General features: G+C 71.0%; 15 protein-coding genes and 1 pseudogene. 12 read left to right on the forward strand and 4 right to left on the reverse strand.

Going from position 1 to position 21,302, the window contains the following annotated elements; translation table 11 throughout:
- Positions 1–6 precede the first annotated feature (6 nt).
- Both OHO27_RS26910 and OHO27_RS26915 read right to left on the reverse strand, forming a co-directional pair.
- Positions 7–246 (reverse strand): heavy-metal-associated domain-containing protein, encoded by a 240-nt coding sequence (locus OHO27_RS26910; protein WP_328427548.1) that lies wholly within the window; start codon positions 244–246, stop codon positions 7–9.
- 285 nt (positions 247–531) lie between these two features.
- Positions 532–1,224: a TetR/AcrR family transcriptional regulator gene (locus OHO27_RS26915; RefSeq protein WP_328427549.1), complete on the reverse strand. Its 693-nt coding sequence runs from the start codon at positions 1,222–1,224 to the stop codon at positions 532–534.
- A 162-nt stretch (positions 1,225–1,386) separates the two neighbouring features.
- Between OHO27_RS26915 and OHO27_RS26920 the strand changes: the two genes are divergently transcribed.
- Together OHO27_RS26920 and OHO27_RS26925 are read left to right on the forward strand one after the other, a co-directional pair.
- The gene (locus tag OHO27_RS26920; protein WP_328427550.1) at positions 1,387–3,693 is read left to right on the forward strand and encodes an MMPL family transporter; all 2,307 of its coding nucleotides are present in this window, start codon (positions 1,387–1,389) and stop codon (positions 3,691–3,693) included.
- Positions 3,694–3,795: 102 nt separating this feature from the next.
- Positions 3,796–4,839, forward strand: coding sequence for a zinc-dependent alcohol dehydrogenase family protein (locus tag OHO27_RS26925; protein WP_328427551.1), 1,044 nt, complete (start codon positions 3,796–3,798; stop codon positions 4,837–4,839).
- Here the strand turns inward: OHO27_RS26925 and OHO27_RS26930 are convergent.
- Together OHO27_RS26930 and OHO27_RS26935 are read right to left on the reverse strand one after the other, a co-directional pair.
- Positions 4,820–5,488 carry a GNAT family N-acetyltransferase gene (locus OHO27_RS26930; protein ID WP_328427552.1) on the reverse strand — a complete coding sequence of 223 codons (669 nt, stop codon included), beginning with the start codon at positions 5,486–5,488 and terminating at the stop codon, positions 4,820–4,822. The two genes, OHO27_RS26925 and OHO27_RS26930, sit on opposite strands and share 20 nt — an antisense overlap.
- 52 nt (positions 5,489–5,540) lie before the next feature.
- On the reverse strand, positions 5,541–5,741 hold the full coding sequence (locus OHO27_RS26935) for a helix-turn-helix transcriptional regulator (protein WP_328427553.1): 201 nt from the start codon (positions 5,739–5,741) through the stop codon (positions 5,541–5,543).
- 425 nt (positions 5,742–6,166) lie between these two features.
- Here OHO27_RS26935 and iolC point away from each other — a divergent pair, with 425 nt between their 5' ends.
- The 10 genes and pseudogenes from iolC (at position 6,167) to OHO27_RS26985 (ending at position 21,300) form a co-directional block, all read left to right on the forward strand.
- Positions 6,167–7,117, forward strand: coding sequence for a 5-dehydro-2-deoxygluconokinase (gene iolC / locus OHO27_RS26940; RefSeq protein WP_328427554.1), 951 nt, complete (start codon positions 6,167–6,169; stop codon positions 7,115–7,117).
- A complete protein-coding gene (locus tag OHO27_RS26945; RefSeq protein ID WP_328427555.1) occupies positions 7,114–8,004 on the forward strand; it encodes a Cgl0159 family (beta/alpha)8-fold protein in 891 nt (296 codons plus the stop codon). The genes iolC and OHO27_RS26945 overlap by 4 nt, the downstream gene beginning before the upstream one ends.
- A 7-nt stretch (positions 8,005–8,011) precedes the next feature.
- Positions 8,012–8,443 (forward strand): annotated as a pseudogene (locus tag OHO27_RS26950) (5-deoxy-glucuronate isomerase); the annotation flags it as partial.
- A 173-nt stretch (positions 8,444–8,616) separates the two neighbouring features.
- The gene (gene iolD, locus OHO27_RS26955) at positions 8,617–10,500 is read left to right on the forward strand and encodes a 3D-(3,5/4)-trihydroxycyclohexane-1,2-dione acylhydrolase (decyclizing) (RefSeq protein WP_328427557.1); all 1,884 of its coding nucleotides are present in this window, start codon (positions 8,617–8,619) and stop codon (positions 10,498–10,500) included.
- 14 nt (positions 10,501–10,514) lie between these two features.
- The gene (gene mmsA, locus OHO27_RS26960) at positions 10,515–12,017 is read left to right on the forward strand and encodes a CoA-acylating methylmalonate-semialdehyde dehydrogenase (RefSeq protein WP_328427558.1); all 1,503 of its coding nucleotides are present in this window, start codon (positions 10,515–10,517) and stop codon (positions 12,015–12,017) included.
- A 198-nt stretch (positions 12,018–12,215) separates the two neighbouring features.
- Positions 12,216–13,613: an APC family permease gene (locus OHO27_RS26965; RefSeq protein ID WP_328427559.1), complete on the forward strand. Its 1,398-nt coding sequence runs from the start codon at positions 12,216–12,218 to the stop codon at positions 13,611–13,613.
- 129 nt (positions 13,614–13,742) lie between these two features.
- A complete protein-coding gene (locus OHO27_RS26970) occupies positions 13,743–16,391 on the forward strand; it encodes a CocE/NonD family hydrolase (protein ID WP_328427560.1) in 2,649 nt (882 codons plus the stop codon).
- A complete protein-coding gene (locus OHO27_RS26975; RefSeq protein WP_328427561.1) occupies positions 16,388–17,251 on the forward strand; it encodes an ABC transporter permease in 864 nt (287 codons plus the stop codon). The genes OHO27_RS26970 and OHO27_RS26975 overlap by 4 nt, the downstream gene beginning before the upstream one ends.
- Before the next feature lie 146 nt (positions 17,252–17,397).
- A complete protein-coding gene (locus OHO27_RS26980) occupies positions 17,398–18,951 on the forward strand; it encodes a vWA domain-containing protein (RefSeq protein WP_328427562.1) in 1,554 nt (517 codons plus the stop codon).
- Positions 18,952–19,377: 426 nt separating this feature from the next.
- Positions 19,378–21,300, forward strand: a complete 1,923-nt coding sequence (locus OHO27_RS26985; RefSeq protein ID WP_328427563.1) for an AMP-dependent synthetase/ligase — start codon at positions 19,378–19,380, stop codon at positions 21,298–21,300.
- Positions 21,301–21,302 lie beyond the last annotated feature (2 nt).

The raw sequence follows: 21,302 nt of genomic DNA on the forward strand, positions 1-21,302 counted from the left end.
CCAGGCTCAGGCCTTGCCGACCAGTTCGAAGCCCGCCTCGTCGACGGCCGCGCGTACGGCCTCCTCGTCCAGCGGGGCCGCGGAGACGACCGTGACCTCGCCGGTGGACGCCACGGCCTTCACCGAGCTGACACCGGGGAGGTCGGAGAGCTCGCCGGAGACGGCGCCCTCGCAGTGTCCGCAGCTCATGCCGCTCACCTTGTAGACGGCGGTGACGGAACCCGGGGTGTCGGTGTGGGCGGTCATGTGGTTCTCCTCGTCGAGGCATGTGAGGCTGACGGGACCCAGGGGTCCCTTCATCTCCAAGGTATACCCCTGCGGGGTATTTCCCCAAGGGGGGTCGGCGCCTGACGGTACGGCGCACGACGTTCGAGGGTGCGGTACGAACCGCCCGAGGTACGGCCGAACATGAGTGCCTCCGGCGTCTTCGCCCGGGATGCGGGGCGGCGCCGGGCGGCGGAGAGTGGGTCGAGGCGGGGGGTCTTTTCGTACTCCGGAGCTGATCTATGCGCACCTTGCAGCAGTGCTGCGTCACGTCGCCGTTCGGGCCGGGTCGGGGTGGCCGGGGCGGCCGGGGAGGTCGCCCACCAGCGGGTCGAGGTAGCGGATCAGGGCGTTCTTCAGTTCCTGGACGTAGGCGTCGCGCTCGGCGCCCTCGTGGCCGAGAACCAGCTCCAGACCCGCCTTGTACATGCCCAGGCACATATGGGCGGTCCGGGTGAGGTCCGCCGGGACGGCGTCTGGCAGGAACGAGGAGAGCAGGTCCTCGATCCGGGACAGCAGGGTCGCGTGCAGGGCGTCGTGATCCTCGGTGATGCGGCCGGGGATGTCGGGGCCGTGCATCAGCGCGAAGAACACCGGGTGTTCGCAGTTGAAGGCGATGAACCGGTCGACGGCAGAGCCGACTGCCTCGTCCAGAGGTGTCGCGGGGTCGACCGGGGCGAGTGCCTCACCGTACGTCTCGCGCATCTCGTGCATGAGGCGGCCGCCCAGCTCTATCGCGATCGCTTCCTTGTTCGGGAAGAACTGGTACAGCGTGCCCGGCGAGACGCCTGCCTCGCGGGCGATGGCGTTGGTGCTGGCGGCCGTGTAGCCGGTGGTGGTGAAGACGGTGGCCGCGGCTTCGAGCAGCTGGGCGATGCGGCGCTCGCCGCGGGCCTGGCGGCGGCGCGGCTGCTCCTTGTCCTGGTGGACCTGGTCGTCCTTCTCCCGGTTGGCGGGCACGCGTTATCCCCAGTTCTCCGAACGCGATTGACAAACGCGAGCGGTCGCTCGCATTCTTGAGAAACGCGAGTGATCTCTCGTGTTTGCCAGTCTATGGCAGTGACGGCTTCATGCAGCCCGGGCTGCGCTCAGCATGGATCAGGGTGAAGGGGACACCGCACAATGACCGAAGTCAACAGGCCGCCCCGCCTCGGAGGCTGGACCCGTTTCGTGACGGCCCGCCCCCGGTTGTCGCTGCTCGCGGCCTTGGTGATCACCGCGCTCGCCGTGTTCGCGGGCAGCGGCGTCGCCGACCGGCTGGGCAGCGGCGGCTGGGAGGACCCGCATGCCGAGTCGACCTATGCGACCAAGGCCCTGGAGCGCGAGTTCCCCGCCTCCCAGCCCAACCTCCTGCTCCTCGTGGACGCGGGCGACGCCTCGGTGGACGATCCCGCGGTCGCCGCTGAGGCCCGGCGGATAGCCGCGCGTCTGGCCGGCGAGAAGGGGATCACGGGAGTCGGTTCCTACTGGCAGGCGGCCCCCTCGGCTGCTGCTGCCCTGCGCGCCGAGGACGGCCATGAGGCGCTGATCGCCGCCCGCATCACCGGCGAGGAGAAGGAGGCCGGGGAGACCCTGGACCGCATCGCGCCCGAGTTCCGGGGTGCGCACGGGCCGGTGGAGGTGCGCGTCGGCGGCCCGGTCGCGGTGCGCCACGAAATGCAGACGATCATCCAGGAGGACCTGATCCGGGCCGAGGTGATCGCCCTGCCGGTCACCCTGGTGCTGCTGGTGATGGTCTTCGGCAGCGCGGTCGCGGCCCTGCTGCCGCTCGGCATCGGCATCGTCGCCATCCTCGGCACGAACGCGGTGCTGCGCGGTCTCACCGAGGTCACCGACGTCTCGGTCTTCGCGATGAACCTCACCACGGCCCTGGGCCTGGGCCTGGCCGTCGACTACGCGCTCTTCATCGTCCGGCGCTTCCGCGAGGAACTCGCCACCGGCGCCGAACCGTTGACCGCGGTCGGCACAACCCTGCGCACAGCCGGCCGCACGGTCCTCTTCTCGGCCCTCACGGTCGCGGTGTCCCTCGCGGCGATGCTGCTCTTCCCGCAGTACTTCCTGCGGTCCTTCGCCTACGCCGGTATCGCGGTGGTGCTGCTGGCCGCGGCGGCCGCGCTGATCCTCCTCCCGGCGGCACTGGCCCTGCTCGGCCACCGGGTCAACTCCCTGGACCTGCGCCGCCTGTTCAGGCGCGGCCGGCGCGCGAGCGGGCCGCAGGGCCCGAAGGCATCCGCTCAGGAGACCGGCACGTCCGGCACGTCCGATACAACCGGCACCTCCGGCACGACCCGCGCCCCGGAAGGCAAGGCCTGGGCCCGCACGGCGAACCTCGTCATGCGCCGCGCCCCCTTCTTCGCCCTGGGCACCACCGCCGTCCTGGTCCTGCTCGGACTGCCCTTCCTGGGCGTGAAGTTCGGCACCGCCGACGACCGCCAGCTGCCGTCGAGCGCCGAGTCCCATGTCGTGCAGCAGCACATCCGCGACGGCTTCCCGGGCAGTCCCGGCGGCGGCCTGGAGGTGCTCGCCGAGGGACCCGCGACTGAGGCGCAGTACGCCGACTACAAGGAGCGGATCGCCGCCCTCCCGGAGGTGCTCCGGGTCGACGGGCCGCTGGTGCAGGGCGACTCGGCGTACTTCACCGTGCTCCCGAAGGGTGAGGCGGTGGACGACCCGGCCCAGCGCCTGGTGGACGAACTGCGCGCCACACAGGCGCCGTTCGACACCAAGGTGACCGGCGCGGCCGCGGTCCTGGTCGACTCCAAGGACGCGATAGCCGAGCGCCTGCCCCTGGCGGCCGCCTTCATCGCGATCGTCACCCTGCTGCTGGTGTTCCTGCTGACCGGCAGCGTGCTGATCCCCATTCAGGCGGTGGTGCTCAACGCGCTGAGCCTGACGGCGATGTTCGGCGCCGTGGTCTGGATCTTCCAGGACGGCCATCTGTCCGGCCTGCTCGGCTTCACCACCCCAGGCTCGATCGAGACGACCCTCCCGGTGCTGATGTTCTGCGTCGCCTTCGGCCTGTCGATGGACTACGGAGTGTTCCTGCTGTCCCGGATCAAGGAGGAGTACGAAACGACGGGCGACCACGACCAGGCGGTCCGCCACGGTCTGCAGCGCACTGGAGGACTGATCACCGCGGCTGCCGTGATCCTTGCGGTGGTGATGGTCGCGATAGGCACATCCAGGGTGACCAACACCAAGATGCTCGGCCTCGGCATCGCCCTGGCGGTGCTGATGGACGCGATGATCGTCCGCAGCCTCCTGGTGCCGGCGGTCATGCGCCTGACGGGCCGGGCGACCTGGTGGGCCCCGGGACCGCTGCGGCGCTTCCATGAGCGGTTCGGAGTCAGCGAGTCGGGCGACGAACCGGCGCCGGCTCCGGCGACCGAGCCCACTCAGGAGCGGGACAAGGTGAGCGCGCACCGCTGACCTGTGAGGAGACGCGGGTGCCGTACCGCAAACCCGGTGGAGCGTCTAGCGTTTCTGATGATCTCCGTGCAAGGGGCGCGGCGCGGCCGAAAGGAGACGGCGATGCGGGCAGTGGTGTTCGAGCGGTATGGCGAAGCGGCCGAGGTGCGTGAGGTGCCCGACCCGCATCCGGACCCCCACGGGGTGACCGTGCGGGTCGAGGCGACGGGGCTGTGCCGCAGTGACTGGCACGGCTGGCAGGGCCACGACCCCGACATCCAGCTGCCGCATGTGCCGGGTCATGAACTCGCCGGCGTGGTCGAGGCGGTGGGCGACCGGGTGACCGGCTGGCGCCCCGGCGACCGGGTCACCGTGCCGTTCGTGTGCGCCTGCGGCAGCTGCGCGGCGTGTGCAGCCGGCGACCAGCAGGTCTGCGAGCGCCAGACCCAGCCGGGCTTCACCCACTGGGGCTCCTTCGCCCAGTACGTGGCGCTGGATCACGCCGACGTCAACCTCGTCGCCGTGCCCGAGGAGATGTCGTTCGCGACGGCGGCCTCGCTGGGCTGCCGGTTCGCCACGGCGTTCCGGGCGGTCGTGCAGCAGGGCCGGGTGGCGGCGGGGGAGTGGGTTGCCGTGCACGGCTGCGGCGGGGTCGGCCTGTCGGCGGTGATGATCGCGGCGGCGTCTGGCGCGAGGGTCGTCGCGGTGGACGTGTCCCCGCAGGCCCTGGACCTGGCGCGGAAGTTCGGGGCGGCGGAGTGCGTGGACGCGTTGAGCACACCGGACACGGCGGCCGCGATCCACGCCCTGACCGGCGGCGGGGCCCATCTCTCCCTGGACGCCCTCGGCTCACCCACCACCTGCGCTGCCTCCGTGAACAGCCTGCGCCGCCGGGGCCGGCACATCCAGGTGGGCCTGCTGCCGTCGGAGTCCGGCACGACTCCCGTCCCCATGGCCCGCGCGATCGCCCTCGAACTCGAACTGCTGGGCAGCCACGGCATGGCCGCGCACACCTACCCGCCGATGCTGGAGCTGGTGCGGGCGGGCGCGTTGCGGCCGGATCTGCTGGTGACGTCGACGATCACGCTGGACGCGGTGCCGTCGGCACTGACGGCGCTCGGGACGGCGCCGGGGGCGGGGGTGACGGTCATCGAGCCGTGGGGCTGAGATGCGTGGGGCTGAGATCCGTGGAGTTGGGGTCCGTGGGGCTGAGATCCGTGGAGTCGGGACCCTTGGAGTTGGGATTGCTGGAGCTGAGATCTCCGGAGTTGCGCGCGGCCCACTCGTGGTCGAGGAGGGCCATCAGCACCTCGTCGACCCATTCGCCGTCCCGCAGCTCGATCTCCCGGCGGATCCCCTCGACCGCGAATCCGACCTTCTCGTAGACGTGCAGGGCGCGGAGGTTGTAGGCATAGGCCTCCAACTGGATCCGGTGGAGCCCGAGTTGCTTGAAGCCGTGGCCGACGATGAGCCGGGTGGCCTCGGTGCCCAGGCCCCGGCCCCGGCCGCGCGGTCCGATCAGGGTGCGGAAGGTGCAGCTGCGGGCGTCGGGGTCCCACTCGTACAGCACGACCTCTCCGACCAGTTCGCCGGTTGCGCGGTCGATGACGGCGAGGTCGAGGCGGTCTGGCTGGTCGGAGCGGGCGCCGTACCAGGAGCGCAACCGTTGAGGGGTGAGCTCGTCGGGCGAGTCGCCGGTGAAGCGTCGGACCTCCGGGTCGCCGATGATCTCCCACATACCAGCGGCGTCGGCCTCGGTGAACGGGCGGAGCACGGTTCTGTCGCCGGTCAGGGTTGGTTTGACGGAGAAGCTCATGGGGCGACTGTGCCCCACAGGGCGGTGGGGGCACAGTCGATTTTCCGGGAGGTCAATCCGATCTGCGCCCTCGGTTGCCCGGGCGGGACGCGACCCAGATCCGGACGGTTTCGGCGTACCAGAAGGGCTTGCCGCCCTCCACATGGTCGGGCGGCGGCAGCAACCCGTGCTTGCGGTAGGACCGTACGGTGTCCGGCTGCACCTTGATGTGAGCCGCGATCTCCTTGTAGGACCAGAGCCTTCGGTCGGTCATCGGTTGCACCTCCCTGCGCGCGCCGCGGCGGCGACCGGGGGCGGTCGTCGGGGGTACCGTGCGCTGCGCTGGTGATCACAAAGCCTGTGCCCCGTCAACGACGCCCCGTGAGAAGGGGACAGTGCCTGTGCACCGGGTGTGACGCAAGACCTGCGTACATGCGACATATGTGACACGGAAGGTGCCTTTGTGACACGAGTGCTGCAAAGGCACCGGAGTCATGCAGGGCGCGGCACATTGACAACCAACGCCTGCGCACCGCCCCCAAGCGCCCGGCATCCCCGGAGGCAGGGCCTCGTTCGAATGTCCGGACAAAATATTGACAGCCCTGCCTGGTCAGGCTAGAAAGCCGAAGAGAGCCGAAGCGCAACGCTGACAGAAGACGCTGACAGAAGCGCCGCCACAAGGGAGACCGAGGGAAGCCGATGGCGTACGACTTGATCACCATGGGGCGGATCGGAGTGGACCTCTACCCCCTGCAGACCGGCGTCCCGCTGCCGCAGGTCACGTCCTTCGGCAAGTTCCTCGGCGGCTCGGCGAGCAATGTCGCGGTCGCCGCGGCCCGCCTGGGACGCCGTACCGCGGTGATCACCCGCACCGGCGACGACCCCTTCGGCACCTACCTCCACGAGGCCCTGAAGGGCTTCGGCGTCGACGACCGCTGGGTCACCCCGGTCCCCGGCCTGCCCACCCCGGTCACCTTCTGCGAGGTCTTCCCGCCGGACGACTTCCCGCTGTACTTCTACCGGCAGCCCAAGGCCCCCGACCTGGAGATCGACGCCCACGAGCTGGACCTCGACGCCATCCGCGACTCCCGCGTCTTCTGGGTCACCGGCACCGGCCTGAGTGAGGAGCCCAGCCGTACGGCGACGCTGGCGGCGCTCGCCCATCGCGCCAAGTCCGGCACGACGGTCTTCGACCTCGACTGGCGCCCCATGTTCTGGAAAGACCCCGCCGCGGCCCGCCCCTTCTACGCCGAGGCCCTGAAGCACACCACCGTCGCCGTCGGCAATCTCGACGAGGTGGAGATCGCGACGGGCGTGCGTGAACCGCATGCCGCGGCCCGCGCGCTGCTGGACGCCGGGGTCGAGATCGCGGTCGTGAAGCAGGGCCCCAAGGGCGTCCTCGCCGTCAACAGCAAGGGCGACCAGGCCGAGGTGCCGCCGCTGCCCGTGAACGTGCTCAACGGCCTCGGCGCCGGTGACGCCTTCGGCGGTTCGCTCTGCCACGGCCTGCTCGAAGGCTGGGACCTGGAGAAGACCATGCGGCACGCCAACGCGGCCGGTGCCATCGTCGCCTCCTGTCTGGAGTGCTCCTCCGCGATGCCGACGCCGGACGAGATCGAGGCCGCGATCGCCGCGGGGGCCGTCAAGTGACCGTTGACATAGGGGAACTCGTCCGCCTGCGCACCCAGCGCCCCGAGGCGATCGCGGAGGCGGCCGCCCGTCGCACCCGCCGCCCGCTGCTCGGCGACTCCGGCCGGCTGATGATCGTCGCCGCCGACCACCCGGCCCGTGGCGCCCTCGGCGTCGGCGACCGCAAACTCGCCATGGCCAACCGTGCCGACCTGCTGGAACGCCTCTGCCTCGGGCTCTCGCGCCCCGGCGTCGACGGCGTCCTCGCGACCGCCGACATCCTGGACGACCTGCTGCTGCTCGGCGCCCTCGACGGCAAGGTCGTCATGGGGTCCATGAACCGCGGCGGCCTGCAGGGCGCGAGCTTCGAACTCGACGACCGCTTCACCGGCCACCGCCCCGAGGACATCCAGCGTCTCGGCTTCGACGCCGGCAAGCTGCTCCTGCGTATCGACTACGACGACCCGGGTTCCCTCACCACCCTGGAGTCCACCGCCCGTGCCATCGACGAGATGGCGGCGCGTGAACTCCCGGTCTTCGTCGAACCGTTCATCAGTCACCGCACCCCCCAGGGCAAGGTCGCCAACGACCTGTCCGCCGAGGCCGTCACCAAGTCCATCGCCATCGCCTCGGGACTCGGCGGCACCTCCGCCTACACCTGGCTGAAGCTCCCGGTCACGGGGAACCCCGACGACATGGCCGAGGTCATGCAGACCTCCACACTGCCGGCCGTCCTGCTGGGCGGCGAGGTCGGCGGCTCCATCGAGGAGCAAGTCGGGGCATACGAGAAGTGGCGAGGTGCACTCCAACTGCCCACCGTGCGGGGCCTGGTGGTCGGACGCTCGCTGCTCTACCCGGCGGACGGGGACGTGGCCGGCGCCGTCGACACCGCCGTAGGACTGCTGTGAGGGCCTTATGACGAACCGCGAGCCGCACACCGGGACGAACAACTGGCCGTACGCCGGCAAGGGCAACGGGCTGTACATCCCGACGGGCGCCACCGCCGACGCGGACTACGTGCTCGACATCGGCCCCAAGCGGGCCGGGTGGACCCACAGCAGCCTGCGGATCGTCGAGTTGGAGCCCGGTGGCACGCACATGTTCACCACCGGGGACAGTGAATGGATCGTGCTTCCGCTGAACGGCGGATGCACCGTGGACATCGGGAACGAGAAGTACCAACTCCTGGGCCGGGACAGCGTATTCAGTGGAGTCACCGACTTCGCCTACGTGCCCCGTGACGCCCGGGCACCGATCGCCTCCGGCGCGGGTGGCCGCTTTGCTTTGGCAGGAGCGAAGTGCGAGCGAAGACTCCCCGCCCGCTACGGCCCCGCGCCGGAGGTCCCCGACGTGCAGCCTTCGCGGCCACGACATGTGCTGCGTCGCCCGCCCTACGGCAGAGCTTCGGGCTTGCAGCGCGGTCGCGGTGCAGGCCGTCGAGTCGTAGGAGGCGGCAGAGCCGTACAGGAGTGGCGGATCTGCTTCCATCCGGACCACGCAGAAGGCACAGGGGGTTACCGATGACCTCAACGACGAGGCTCACGGTCGCGCAGGCGCTCGTCCGCTTCCTGTCCGCCCAGTACACCGAGCGCGACGGCGTACGGCAGCGGCTGATCGGCGCCACCTGGGGCATCTTCGGCCACGGAAACGTCGCCGGGCTCGGGCAGGCGCTCGTCGAGTACGGCGAGGTCATGCCGTACCACCAGGGCCGCAACGAACAGGCGATGGTGCACGCGGCGGTCGGTTACGCCCGCCAGTCGAACCGCCTCTCCATACACGCCGTGACCACGTCCATCGGCCCCGGCGCGACCAACCTCGTCACCGGCGCCGCCCTCGCGACCATCAACCACCTCCCGGTCCTGCTCCTCCCCGGCGACATCTTCGCCACCCGCCCCGCCGACCCGGTCCTCCAGCAGCTCGAAGTGCCGTACGCGGGCGATATGTCAGTGAACGACTGTCTGCGTCCGGTGTCGAGGTACTTCGACCGGATCACCCGGCCCGAGGCCCTGATCCCGTCGGCCATCCAAGCCATGCGGGTGCTCACGGACCCGGTGGAGACGGGCGCGGTCACCCTCGCGCTGCCGCAGGACGTCCAGGCCGAGGCGTACGACTGGCCGGACGAGTTCTTCGCCGAGCGCGTCTGGACCGTACGGCGTCCGGGCGCCGACCCGACCGAACTCGCCGAGGCCGTACGCATGGTCCGTGACGCCCGGCGCCCGCTCGTCATCGCCGGCGGCGGCGTCCACCACAGCCGCGCCGAGGAGGCCCTTGCCGAGTTCGCGGAGGTCACCCGCATCCCGGTCGCCTCCACGCAAGCCGGCAAGGGCTCCCTGCGCCACGACCACCCCCAGGATGTCGGGGGAGTGGGCCACACCGGCACCGCCACCGCCGACGAACTCGCCCGCACCGCCGACCTGGTGATCGGCGTCGGCACCCGCTACACCGACTTCACCACCGCCTCCGGCACCCTCTTCACCGGCGAGGGCGTGCGCTTCCTGAACCTGAACATCGCGCCCTACGACGGCCACAAGCTCGCTGGCATGCCGCTCATCGCGGACGCGCGCAGCGGCCTGGCGGAGCTGACCCAGGCCCTGGAGATCCACGACCACCGGATCGCCGGCTCCTACGTCACCGAGTACACCGAGGACAAGGAGCGCTGGGAGCAGCGCGTCGACGCCTGCTACGAGGCCGACGAGCCGGACGTACGGCCGACGCAGCCGCAGGTCCTCGGCGCGCTGGACGCGATCGTCGACGAGACGGACGTGATCATCAACGCGGCCGGCTCCCTCCCCGGCGACCTGCACAAACTGTGGCGGGCCCGCTCCCGGGACCAGTACCACCTGGAGTACGGCTACTCCTGCATGGGCTATGAGATCCCGGCCGCGATCGGCGTGAAGATGGCCGCGCCCGAGCGCAATGTCTGGGCGCTGGTCGGCGACGGCACCTATCTGATGATGCCGACGGAGATCGTGACCGCCGTGCAGGAGGGCGTCGCGATCAAGGTGTTGCTGGTGCAGAACCACGGGTACGCGTCCATCGGCGGCCTGTCGGAGGAGACGGGTGCCGAGCGCTTCGGCACCGCCTACCGCCACCGCGCGGCCGACGGCACGTTCACGGGCCCCCCGCTCCCCGTCGACCTGGCCGCCAACGCGGCCAGTCTGGGCATGCGGGTGCTGCGCGCGAAGACCGTACGTGACCTGCGCGAGGCGCTCGCCGAGGCCCGCGCGGCGGACACTCCCACATGTGTCTACGTCGAGACCGAAACGGCAGACACTGTGTCGGGCGCGCCGCCCGCGCATGCCTGGTGGGATGTTCCTGTGGCCGAGACCGCGACCCGACCGTCGGCGGTCAAGGCACGGGAGCTGTACGAACGGCACGTCTCGACCCGACGCCGCCATCTGTGAAGGAGTTACCGGTCATGACGAAGATCGTCAACCACTGGATCGGCGGCAAGACCGCCGAAGGCGCGTCGGGCACGTTCGGGCCGGTCACCGACCCGGCGACCGGCGCGGTCACCACGAACGTCGCGTTCGCCTCGGTCGACGAGGTGGACGCCGCGGTCGCGGCCGCCAAGGAGGCCTACGCGACCTGGGGCCAGTCGTCGCTGGCGCAGCGCACCTCGATCCTGTTCAAGTTCCGCGCCCTGCTGGACGCCAACCGGGACGCGATCGCCGAGCTGATCACCGCCGAGCACGGCAAGGTGCACTCCGACGCCCTCGGTGAGGTGGCGCGCGGCCTGGAGATCGTCGACCTCGCGTGCGGCATCAACGTGCAGCTGAAGGGCGAGCTGTCGACGCAGGTCGCCAGCCGCGTGGACGTCTCGTCGATCCGGCAGCCGCTGGGCGTCGTCGCGGGCATCACGCCGTTCAACTTCCCGGCGATGGTCCCGATGTGGATGTTCCCGATGGCCATCGCGTGCGGCAACACCTTCGTGCTGAAGCCGTCCGAGAAGGACCCGTCGGCGTCCATCAAGATCGCCGAGCTGCTGGCGGAGGCCGGTCTCCCGGACGGCGTCTTCAACGTCGTCCACGGCGACAAGGTGGCCGTCGACCGCCTCCTGGAGCACCCGGACGTCAAGGCCGTCTCCTTCGTCGGCTCGACCCCGATCGCCCGCTACATCCACACCACGGCCGCCGCCAACCACAAGCGCGTCCAGGCCCTGGGCGGCGCCAAGAACCACATGCTGGTTCTCCCGGACGCCGACCTCGACGCGGCCGCCGACGCCGCCGTGTCGGCCGCCTACGGCTCCGCGGGCGAGCGCTGCATGGCCATCTCCGCCGTCGTCGCCGTCGGCGCCATCGGCGACGAGCTGGTGGAGAAGATCCGCGAGCGCGCCGAGAAGATCAAGATCGGTCCCGGCAACGACCCGACCTCCGAGATGGGCCCGCTGATCACGGCCGTGCACCGCGACAAGGTGGCGTCCTACGTCGAGGGCGCGGCGGCCGAGGGCTGCGAGGTCGTCCTCGACGGCACCGGCTACACCGTCGACGGCTTCGAGGACGGCCACTGGATCGGCATCTCCCTGCTCGACAAGGTGCCCACGTCCGCGAAGGCCTACCAGGACGAGATCTTCGGCCCCGTCCTGTGCGTGCTGCGCGCCGAGACGTACGAGGACGGCGTGGCGCTGATCAACGCGTCGCCCTTCGGCAACGGCACCGCGATCTTCACCCGGGACGGCGGCGCGGCCCGCCGCTTCCAGCTGGAGATCGAGGCGGGCATGGTCGGCGTGAACGTCCCGATCCCGGTCCCCGTGGGCTACCACAGCTTTGGCGGCTGGAAGGACTCGCTCTTCGGCGACCACCACATCTACGGCAACGACGGCACGCACTTCTACACCCGCGGCAAGGTCGTCACCACCCGCTGGCCCGACCCGGCGGACGCCCCGTCCGGCGTCGACCTCGGGTTCCCGCGCAACCACTGACGCCTGGCGTCGGGGCCGTCCGCATCGCGGACGGCCCCATTTTTTTGTGGGCCAGTGCTGCGGTTCCCGCACGCCCGGAAGTCGCGCTGCGCGCGGCCTTGACGCAACGTTAACGCGTGAAATGGCGCCGTACGGCGACGGATTCCGTAGGTGAACAGCCATTGACGTGATGGTTTCCGTCGATGTTGCATCCCCCTCGTGACCGACACCCTCACCCCTGTCGAGGGCGCCGTCGTCGAGGCGTCCGACAGCCCCAAGAAGCTCAAGCGCTCCATCGGCGTCGTCGGCGGCACGCTGCTCACGCTCTCCTGCGTGACCCCGGCCTCCACCCTCTTCGTGGTCGTCCCCGACCTGTTCGGCTCGCTCGGCACCGCCACCGCCCTGACGATCGCCATCGGGTCCCTGCTCTGCATCGCCGTGGCGTTCTGCTACTCGGAGCTGGGCACCCTCATCCCCAGCGCGGGCGGCGAGTACGCGATGGTGTCCACGCTGGCCGGACGGCTGGCGGGCTGGCTGGTCTTCGTGCTGTCCCTGCTGGTCGTCATGGTCGTCCCGCCGGTGATCGCGATGGGCACCGCCGACTACCTCGCCCCGATCGTCGACCTCGACCCGTCGATGGCCGGCGCCGGCGTCATGCTCCTCGCCACCCTCGCCGGCCTGCTCGACCTGCGCGCCAACGCCTGGATCACCGGCGTCTTCCTGGTCCTTGAGGTCATCGCCGCGGCCGTGGTGGCGGTGCTGGGCTTCGCCCACGCCGAGCGCGGCCCGGGCAGCCTGGTCTCGATGGAGGTGGCCGGCGCGGACGGCCGTACGGACACCGTGACGGCCCTGCTGATCGTCTCCGGGCTCGCGATCGCCCTCTTCGTCACCCAGGGCTTCTCGACCGCCGTCTACCTCTCCGAGGAACTGGAGAACCCGCGCCGCAACGTCGCCCGCACCGTCCTCGCCACCCTCGCCATCTCCGCCGTGATCATCCTGGTCCCGGTCGCCGCCATCACCCTGGGCGCCTCGGACATCGGAGAACTGACCGGCGGCGACATCGGCACCATGGTCACCGCCTGGTCCAACTCCGCGGTCGGCACCTTCGTCAGCCTCTGCGTGGCTCTGGCGATCATCAACGCGGGCATCGTCATGGTCATCCAGAACTCCCGCGTGCTGTTCGCCTCCGCCCGCGACAAGGCCTGGCCCGAGCCGGTCAACAACGTCCTCGCCAGGCTCGGCCGCTTCGGCTCCCCGTGGGTCGCCACCCTCGCCGTCGGAGTGCCCGGCGCCGCACTGTGCTTCGTCAACCTCGACACCCTGTACGGCGTGACGGGAGTGTCGGTGACGGGGATGTACCTGCTCGTCGCGGTGGCGGCACTGGCGGCCCGCCGCGCGCCCCACAAGCACACACCGGCATGGCGGATGCCGCTGTGGCCCGCGATGCCGGTCCTGCTGATAGTGGTGCTCGTGTACATCCTGAGCCGGCAGGAGACGAGCCACCTGCTCTGGACAGGCGGCATCACAGCGGTGGCCACCCTGTACTGGGCCCTGTACCTGCGCCCGCGCAGGGAGACGCGCTGGCTGGTCTCGATCCCGGAAGACCAGCAGACCTAGGGGCGCGGGGGACTGTTCGCCGTACCACGGACGCGGTAGACAAAAGACCCGCCGTACCCCCACGGGAGGTCCCGCGATTCAGCCCTCGGTCGATAACTTGCCGACAGGTTCGCCCCGTACCGTTGGAGCATGGATCTTCGACTGCCCGCGCTGCGCGGGCTGCGGAAGCCGCGGCGGCTGCTGGCCGCCGCGGCCGCCGTTGTCGTCCTCGCCGGGGCCGGGACATGGACGGCCGTCGCCGACGACGACGCGCCGCGGGTACGCCGCGCCGACCGGATCATGGACATGGGCGACGGAGTGCGCATCGACACCTCGTACTTCACGGCCGGATCCGGCGGCCGCCGCCCCGCCGTCCTCCTCGGGCACGGCTTCGGCGGCAGCAAGGACGACGTACGGCAGCAGGCCGAGGACCTCGCCCGGGACGGGTACGCGGTCGTGACGTGGTCGGCCCGCGGCTTCGGGAAGTCGACCGGCAAGGTCGGTCTGAACGACCCGAAGGGCGAGGTCGCCGACGTATCCCGACTGCTCGACTGGCTGGCGAAGCAGCCCCAGGTCGAACTCGACAAGGCCGGCGACCCGCGCGTGGGCATGGCGGGCGGCTCCTACGGCGGCGCCATCTCGCTGCTGGCGGCCGGCCACGACGACCGGGTGGACGCCATCGCCCCGGCGATCACGTACTGGAACCTCGCGGACGCCCTGTTCCCGAACGGCGTCTTCAAGAAGCTCTGGGCGGGCATCTTCGTCAACACCGCCGGCGGCTGCGACAAGTTCGAGACGCAGATCTGCGAGATGTACGAACGGGTCGCCGAGTCCGGCACCCCGGACGCACCGGCCCGCACCATGCTGGAGGAGCGCTCACCGTCCGCGGTCGGCGACCGCATCGACGTGCCGACCCTGCTCATGCAGGGCCAGTCCGACTCCCTCTTCACGCTCGGCCAGGCCGACCGGGCCGCGAAGGCGATCCGCGCCAACGGCGCCCCCGTCGACGTCGACTGGATCTCCGGCGGCCATGACGGCGGCGACATGGAGACGAGCCGTATCCAGGGGCGCGTGCAGTCCTGGTTCGACCGCTACCTCAAGGACGACAAGAGCGCCGACACCGGCCCGGCGTTCCGCGTCACCCGCACCGGAGGCGTCGACTCCACCGACGGCCAGGCCCTGCTGCGGGGCGCGAGCGCGGACGCCTACCCCGGCCTGGAGAGCGGCCGTAAGTCCATCGCCCTCACCGGCCGCGAGCAGAGCTTCGCCAACCCGGCCGGCGCCAACCCGCCCGCCGTCTCCGCCCTGCCCGGCCTCGGCGGTTCCGGCGGCCTCGCCCAGCTGTCCTCGCTCGGCGTCGGGGTGTCGCTGGACTTCCCGGGCCAGTTCGCCGCGTTCGAGTCGGCGCCGGTCACCGACAACCTGCACATCACCGGCTCCGCGACGGCGACCGTCCACGTCAGGTCGACCAGCGAGGACGCGGTCCTGTTCGGCAAGGTCTACGACGTCGGCCCCGACGGCACCCAGCAGGTGCTGCCGTCGCAGCTGGTCACACCCCTGCGCGTCGAGGGCGCCAAGTCCGGCAAGGACGTGACGGTCACGCTCCCCGCCATCGACCACGACATCGAGAAGGGCCACAGCCTGCGCCTGGTCCTGTCCTCCACGGACCTCGGCTACGCCTCCCCGGCCTCCCCGGCGACGTACACGGTCTCCCTGAAGGGCGACCTGTCCGTGCCGACCGCGCCCGGCGTGAGCACCGCCGAGACCCCGCTGCCGGCCTGGGTGTGGTGGCTGCCGGCGGCCGGCGCGGTCATCGCCCTGGCCCTGCTGCTGACGGCCCGCCGCCGCACCGCCACCCCCGCGCCCGACCCCGAGATGGCCGAAGTCCCGCTCCAGATCACCGACTTGAGTAAGCGGTACGCGGGCTCACCGGACCGTTACGCGGTACGGGACGTGTCCTTCCGCGTCGAGAAGGGACAGGTCCTCGGCCTCCTCGGCCCGAACGGCGCGGGCAAGACGACGACCCTGCGCATGCTGATGGGCCTGATCAAGCCGGACGCGGGCGAGATCCGCGTCTTCGGCCACGCCATCCGCCCCGGCGCGCCCGTGCTGTCCAGGGTCGGCGCCTTCGTCGAGGGCGCCGGCTTCCTCCCGCACCTCTCCGGCCGGGAGAACCTGGAGCTGTACTGGCAGGCCACCGGCCGCCCGTCGCAGGACGCCCACCTCGACGAGGCCCTGGAGATCGCCGGCCTCGGCGACGCGCTGGCCCGCGCCGTGCGCACGTACTCCCAGGGCATGCGCCAGCGCCTGGCCATCGCCCAGGCCATGCTCGGCCTGCCGGACCTTCTGATCCTCGACGAACCGACCAACGGCCTCGACCCGCCCCAGATCCGCGAGATGCGCCAGGTGATGATCCGCTACGCGGCCGCAGGCCGCACGGTGATCGTCTCCAGCCACCTGCTGGCAGAGGTCGAACAGTCCTGCACCCACCTCGTGGTGATGGACCGCGGGCGCCTGGTGCAGGCGGGCCCGGTCGCCGAGATCATCGGCTCCGGGGACACGCTCCTCGTAGGCACTGCCACGGCCGTGGAGGAGCCGGTGGTCGAGAAGATCGCCGCCCTCCCGGGCATCGTCTCGGCCGTACGCACCGACGACGGGATCCTGGTCCGGCTCGACGCGGACGGCAGCGCACAGCGCCTGGTCACCGAACTGGTCCGCCTCGAGGTGCCCGTCCAGTCGGTGGGCCCGCACCGCCGCCTGGAAGACGCCTTCCTCACCCTGATCGGAGGCTCCGCATGAGCACGCTCACCGAGCGCACCGAGGTCGCGTCCGGCTACCGGGCGGGCCGTACGCTGCCCCTGCGGGTCGAACTGGTCCGCCAGCTGAAGCGGCGCCGCACGCTGGTGATGTTCGGCATCCTGGCCGTGCTGCCGTTCGTGCTGGTGGTCGCGTTCGCGATCGGCGGCGAACCGGACGGCGGCGGCAACCGCATCACCCTGATGGACACGGCCACCGCGTCCGGCACCAACTTCGCCGCCGTGAACCTGTTCGTCTCCGCGGGCTTCCTGCTGGTCATCCCCGTCGCGCTGTTCTGCGGCGACACGGTGGCCTCCGAGGCCAGCTGGTCCTCCCTGCGCTACCTCCTAGCGGCCCCCGTGCCCCGGGCCCGCCTCCTGTGGTCCAAGCTCGTGGTCGCCCTCGGCCTGAGCCTGGCCGCGATGGTGCTGCTGCCCCTGGTCGCACTGGCCGTCGGCACGGCGGCGTACGGCTGGGGCCCGCTGCAGATCCCGACCGGCGGCTCGCTGGACACGGCCACGGCGGCGCAGCGCCTGCTGGTGGTGGTGGCGTACATCTTCGTGTCCCAACTGGTGACGGCGGGCCTGGCGTTCTGGCTGTCGACCAAGACGGACGCCCCGCTCGGCGCGGTCGGCGGCGCGGTCGGCCTGACCATCGTCGGCAACGTCCTCGACGCCGTGACGGCCCTCGGCGACTGGCGCCACTTCCTGCCCGCGCACTGGCAGTTCGCCTGGGCGGACGCCGTCCAGCCCCGCCCCGAGTGGTCCGGCATGATCCAGGGCACCGCGATTTCCGTAACGTACGCCCTCATCCTGTTCGCCCTGGCCTTCCGCGGTTTCGCCCGCAAGGACGTGGTGTCCTAGGTCACCGGAAGATCACCCACCGGTCTCGACGGGCCGTCCCCGTGCCCTCTTCGAGACTCATCCGCAACGCTCCGTAGCGCACGTTCCGGCCCCCTGGCCCGTCACAGTCGCAGAAGTCGACGTCAACGGACCAGGGGGCACGGACGATGAAGCGGTACCGAACACGAAGGCTGAACGTCACCCTGCTGGCGCTCACCACGGCGGGCGCCCTGCTGCTCACGGGATGCGGCGGGAGCGACGGCAGCGACAGCGGGGGCTACTCGGCGGACGACGCCAACAAGGGAGGCGGCAACAGCCGGGGCGCCTTCCCCGCCCCCGAATCCAACCGCGACTACCGGCACGACGACGACCAGGACGAGAACTCCCGCGACTTCGCGCCCGAGCCCGACCTCCTCTCCACCTTCGCCCTCGACGTCGACACCGCCTCCTACGGCTATGCCCGGCGCACCCTCGCCGAGGGCCGGCTGCCCGACCCGTCGACGGTCCGCCCCGAGGAGTTCGTCAACAGCTTCCGCCAGGACTACGACCGTCCCGACGGCAACGGCTTCTCGGTCACCGTCGACGGCGCCCGCACCGACCGCGAGGACTGGTCCCTGGTCCGCGTGGGCCTGGCCACCCGCCTTGCCTCCGACCACGGCGAACGCCCGCCCGCCGCCCTCACCTTCGTCATCGACATCTCCGGCTCCATGGCCGAACCGGGCCGCCTGGACCTCGCCAAGGACTCCCTCGGCGTCATGACGGACCGGCTGCGCGACGACGACTCGGTCGCCATCGTCACCTTCAGCGACGAGGCCGAGACGGTACTGCCGATGACCCGCGTCAGCGACAACCGCGCCGAGATCCACGACGCCGTCGCCAGCCTGGAACCCACGGACTCCACCAACCTGGGCGCGGGCATGGAGACGGGCTACGAAACGGCCGTCGAAGGCCTCCGCAAGGGCGCCACCAACCGCGTGGTCCTCGTCTCCGACGCCCTGGCCAACACGGGCGACACCGACGCGGACACCATCCTCGAACGCATCTCCACCGAGCGCCGCGAGCACGGCATCACGCTCTTCGGCGTCGGCGTCGGCAGCGACTACGGCGACGCCCTGATGGAACGCCTCGCCGACAAGGGCGACGGCCACACGGTGTACGTCTCCGACGAGGACGACGCCCACGAGGTCTTCAGCCGCCAACTCCCGCAGAACATCGACCTCACCGCCCGCGACGCCAAGGCCCAGGTCGCGTTCGACCCCGAGACGGTGCGGGAGTTCCGGCTCGTCGGCTACGACAACCGGCAGGTCGCCGACGAGGACTTCCGCAACGACAGCGTCGACGGCGGCGAGATCGGCCCCGGCCACACGGTCACCGCCCTCTACGCCGTCCGCACCGAGCCGGGCACGGAAGGGCACCTCGCCACGGCGAGCGTCCGCTGGCTCGACCCCAAGTCCCGGGCCCCGCACGAGGAGTCCGGCCAGCTGGAGACGGGCTCCCTCCAGGACTCCGTCTGGAACGCGAGCCCCCGCTTCCAGGTCACCGCCACGGCCGCCTACTTCGCCGACGCCCTCCGCCTCGGCGACGACCGCCGGCCCACCCTGCCCGGCGCCACCGGCCTCGCCGAACTGGCCGACCGGGCAGACGAGTTGGCCACGACCACGGAGGACACGGCCGTCCGCCACCTCGCAACAGCCATCCACCAGGCCACCAGCCTGACCTGACCTGACCGCCAGGGGCTCCGCCCCCTGGACCCCCATCGGCCTGAACGGGCCTCGTCCTCAACCGCCGGACGGGCTGAAATTGCCTGGACCGGCATTTGAAAGAGACCGGCGGAGTGGCCGTGGTGGTGGCGCACCCCCGCGGCGCCGCAGTCGCCCACGGCGGCAAGGGGACGTGCCGGGGGGTGTCCGCCCGCAGTGGCCGGCGTCAAGAAACAGCACCCCCTGCCCGACCCCGACCGCCGGTCCGAGGACGGACACCCCCGGCACGGCCCCGACCCACCACACACCCGCAGGCGCTACGCGCACCCCCACCGAAACAGCCACAGGCCGCCGCAGGCACCCCCGCCCAACCACCAGAGGCTTGACCTTCCCTTACGCGCGAGTAAGTTGACCCCCCAGTAAGTCCACCTGGCACCGGGAGCCGACATGGGCGTACGCAAGGACCTGAAGCGAGCGAAGCAGCGCACCGATCTCATGGACCGCACCAGGGGCCAGGTCGTCAAGGACGCCGAAGGCGTGGTCCGCGAGGCGAGCACGCCGCCCCTCGCACCCCACGCGCAGTCCGGCAGCATCGCCGACCTCCCCTTCACCAACGCAGCCGAGGACCCCGACGCGACAGTCCTCCGCCGCCCCCAGCCCGACGGCACCTGGCACCCCGTCACCGCCACCGCCTTCGCCCGCGAAGTCACCGCCGTCGCCAAGGGACTGATAGCCGCGGGCGTGGAACAAGGCGACCGCGTAGCCGTGATGTCCCGCACCCGCTACGAGTGGACCGTCCTGGACTTCGCCATCTGGGCCGCCGGCGCGCAGACCGTCCCCATCTACGCCACCTCCTCCGCCGACCAGGTGGAGTGGATCGTCCGCGACTCCGGCGCCCGCCACATCGTCACGGAGACCGCCGAGAACACCACCACGGTGACGACAGGCACGGCCGCCCACCCCCACCCCCCGCACACCTGGCAGCTGGACGCGGACGCGCTCGCCGACCTCATCACCCTCGGCCGCGACGTCCCCGACGAGGAGGTCACCAAGCGCCGTACGGCCCTGACCCCGGACACCATCGCCACCCTCTGCTACACGTCCGGCACCACAGGCAAACCGAAGGGCTGCGTCCTCACCCACGCCAACCTGCACGCGGAAGCCGCCAACACGGTCGAACTGCTGCACCCCGTCTTCAAGGAGGTCACCCGCCAGACCGCCTCGACCCTCCTCTTCCTCCCCCTCGCCCACATCCTCGGCCGCACCCTCCAGATCGCCTGCCTGATGGCCCGCATCGAGATCGGCCACTGCCCGAGCATCAAGCCCGACGAACTCCGCCCGGCACTAAGGCAGTTCCGCCCGACGTTCCTCGTAGGAGTCCCGTACCTCTTCGAGAAGATCCACGACACCGGCCGCGCGACGGCGGAGAAGATGGGCCGCGCCGCCTCCTTCGACCGCGCCGACCGCACAGCCGTCCGCTTCGGCGAGGCCTACCTGCACAAGTTCCTCGGCACGGGCAAGGGCCCCGGCCTCGGCCTCTACGCCGCCTGGGCGCTGTACGACCTCCTGGTCTACCGCCGGGTCCGCAAGGAACTCGGCGGCCGCATGCGTTACGCCATCAGCGGCGGCTCCCCCCTCGATCGCAACCTCAACCTGTTCTTCTACGCCGCCGGAATCCTCGTCTACGAGGGCTACGGCCTGACGGAGACGACCGCCGCCGCCACCATCGTCCCGCCCCTGAGTCCCCGCCCCGGCACGGTCGGCCGGCCCGTCCCCGGCACCGCCGTCCGCATCGCCGACGACGGTGAGGTACTCATCAAGGGCGGCATCGTCTTCGGCTCGTACTGGAACAACCCGGCCGCCACCGACGCCGTCCTGAAGGACGACTGGTTCGCCACCGGCGACCTCGGCGCCCTCGACGAGGACGGCTACCTCACGATCACCGGCCGCAAGAAGGACATCCTCGTCACCTCCGGCGGCAAGAACGTCTCCCCGGCCGTCCTGGAGGACCGCCTGCGCAGCCGCGCGCCGATCGGCCAGTGCCTCGTCGTCGGCGACAACCGTCCCTTCGTCGGTGCCCTGATCACCCTCGACCCGGACGCGGTGAGCCACTGGCTCGCCGTACGCAAGATGCCCGCCGACACCCCGATGTCCGAGGTGATCAAGGACCCCCGGATGCGCGCCGATGTCCAGAAGGCCGTCGACTACGCCAACGAGGCCGTCTCCCGCGCGGAGTCGATCCGCGCCTTCGCCCTGATCGAGGGCGAGTTCAACGAGGACAACGGCATGCTCACCCCGTCCCTGAAGGTCAAGCGGCATGCGGTGACGACGGCGTACGCGGCCGAGATCGAGGAGCTGTACGGCAACTGAGC

It is taken from the genome of Streptomyces sp. NBC_00443, from assembly GCF_036014175.1.
Taxonomy (GTDB): Bacteria; Actinomycetota; Actinomycetes; order Streptomycetales; family Streptomycetaceae; genus Streptomyces.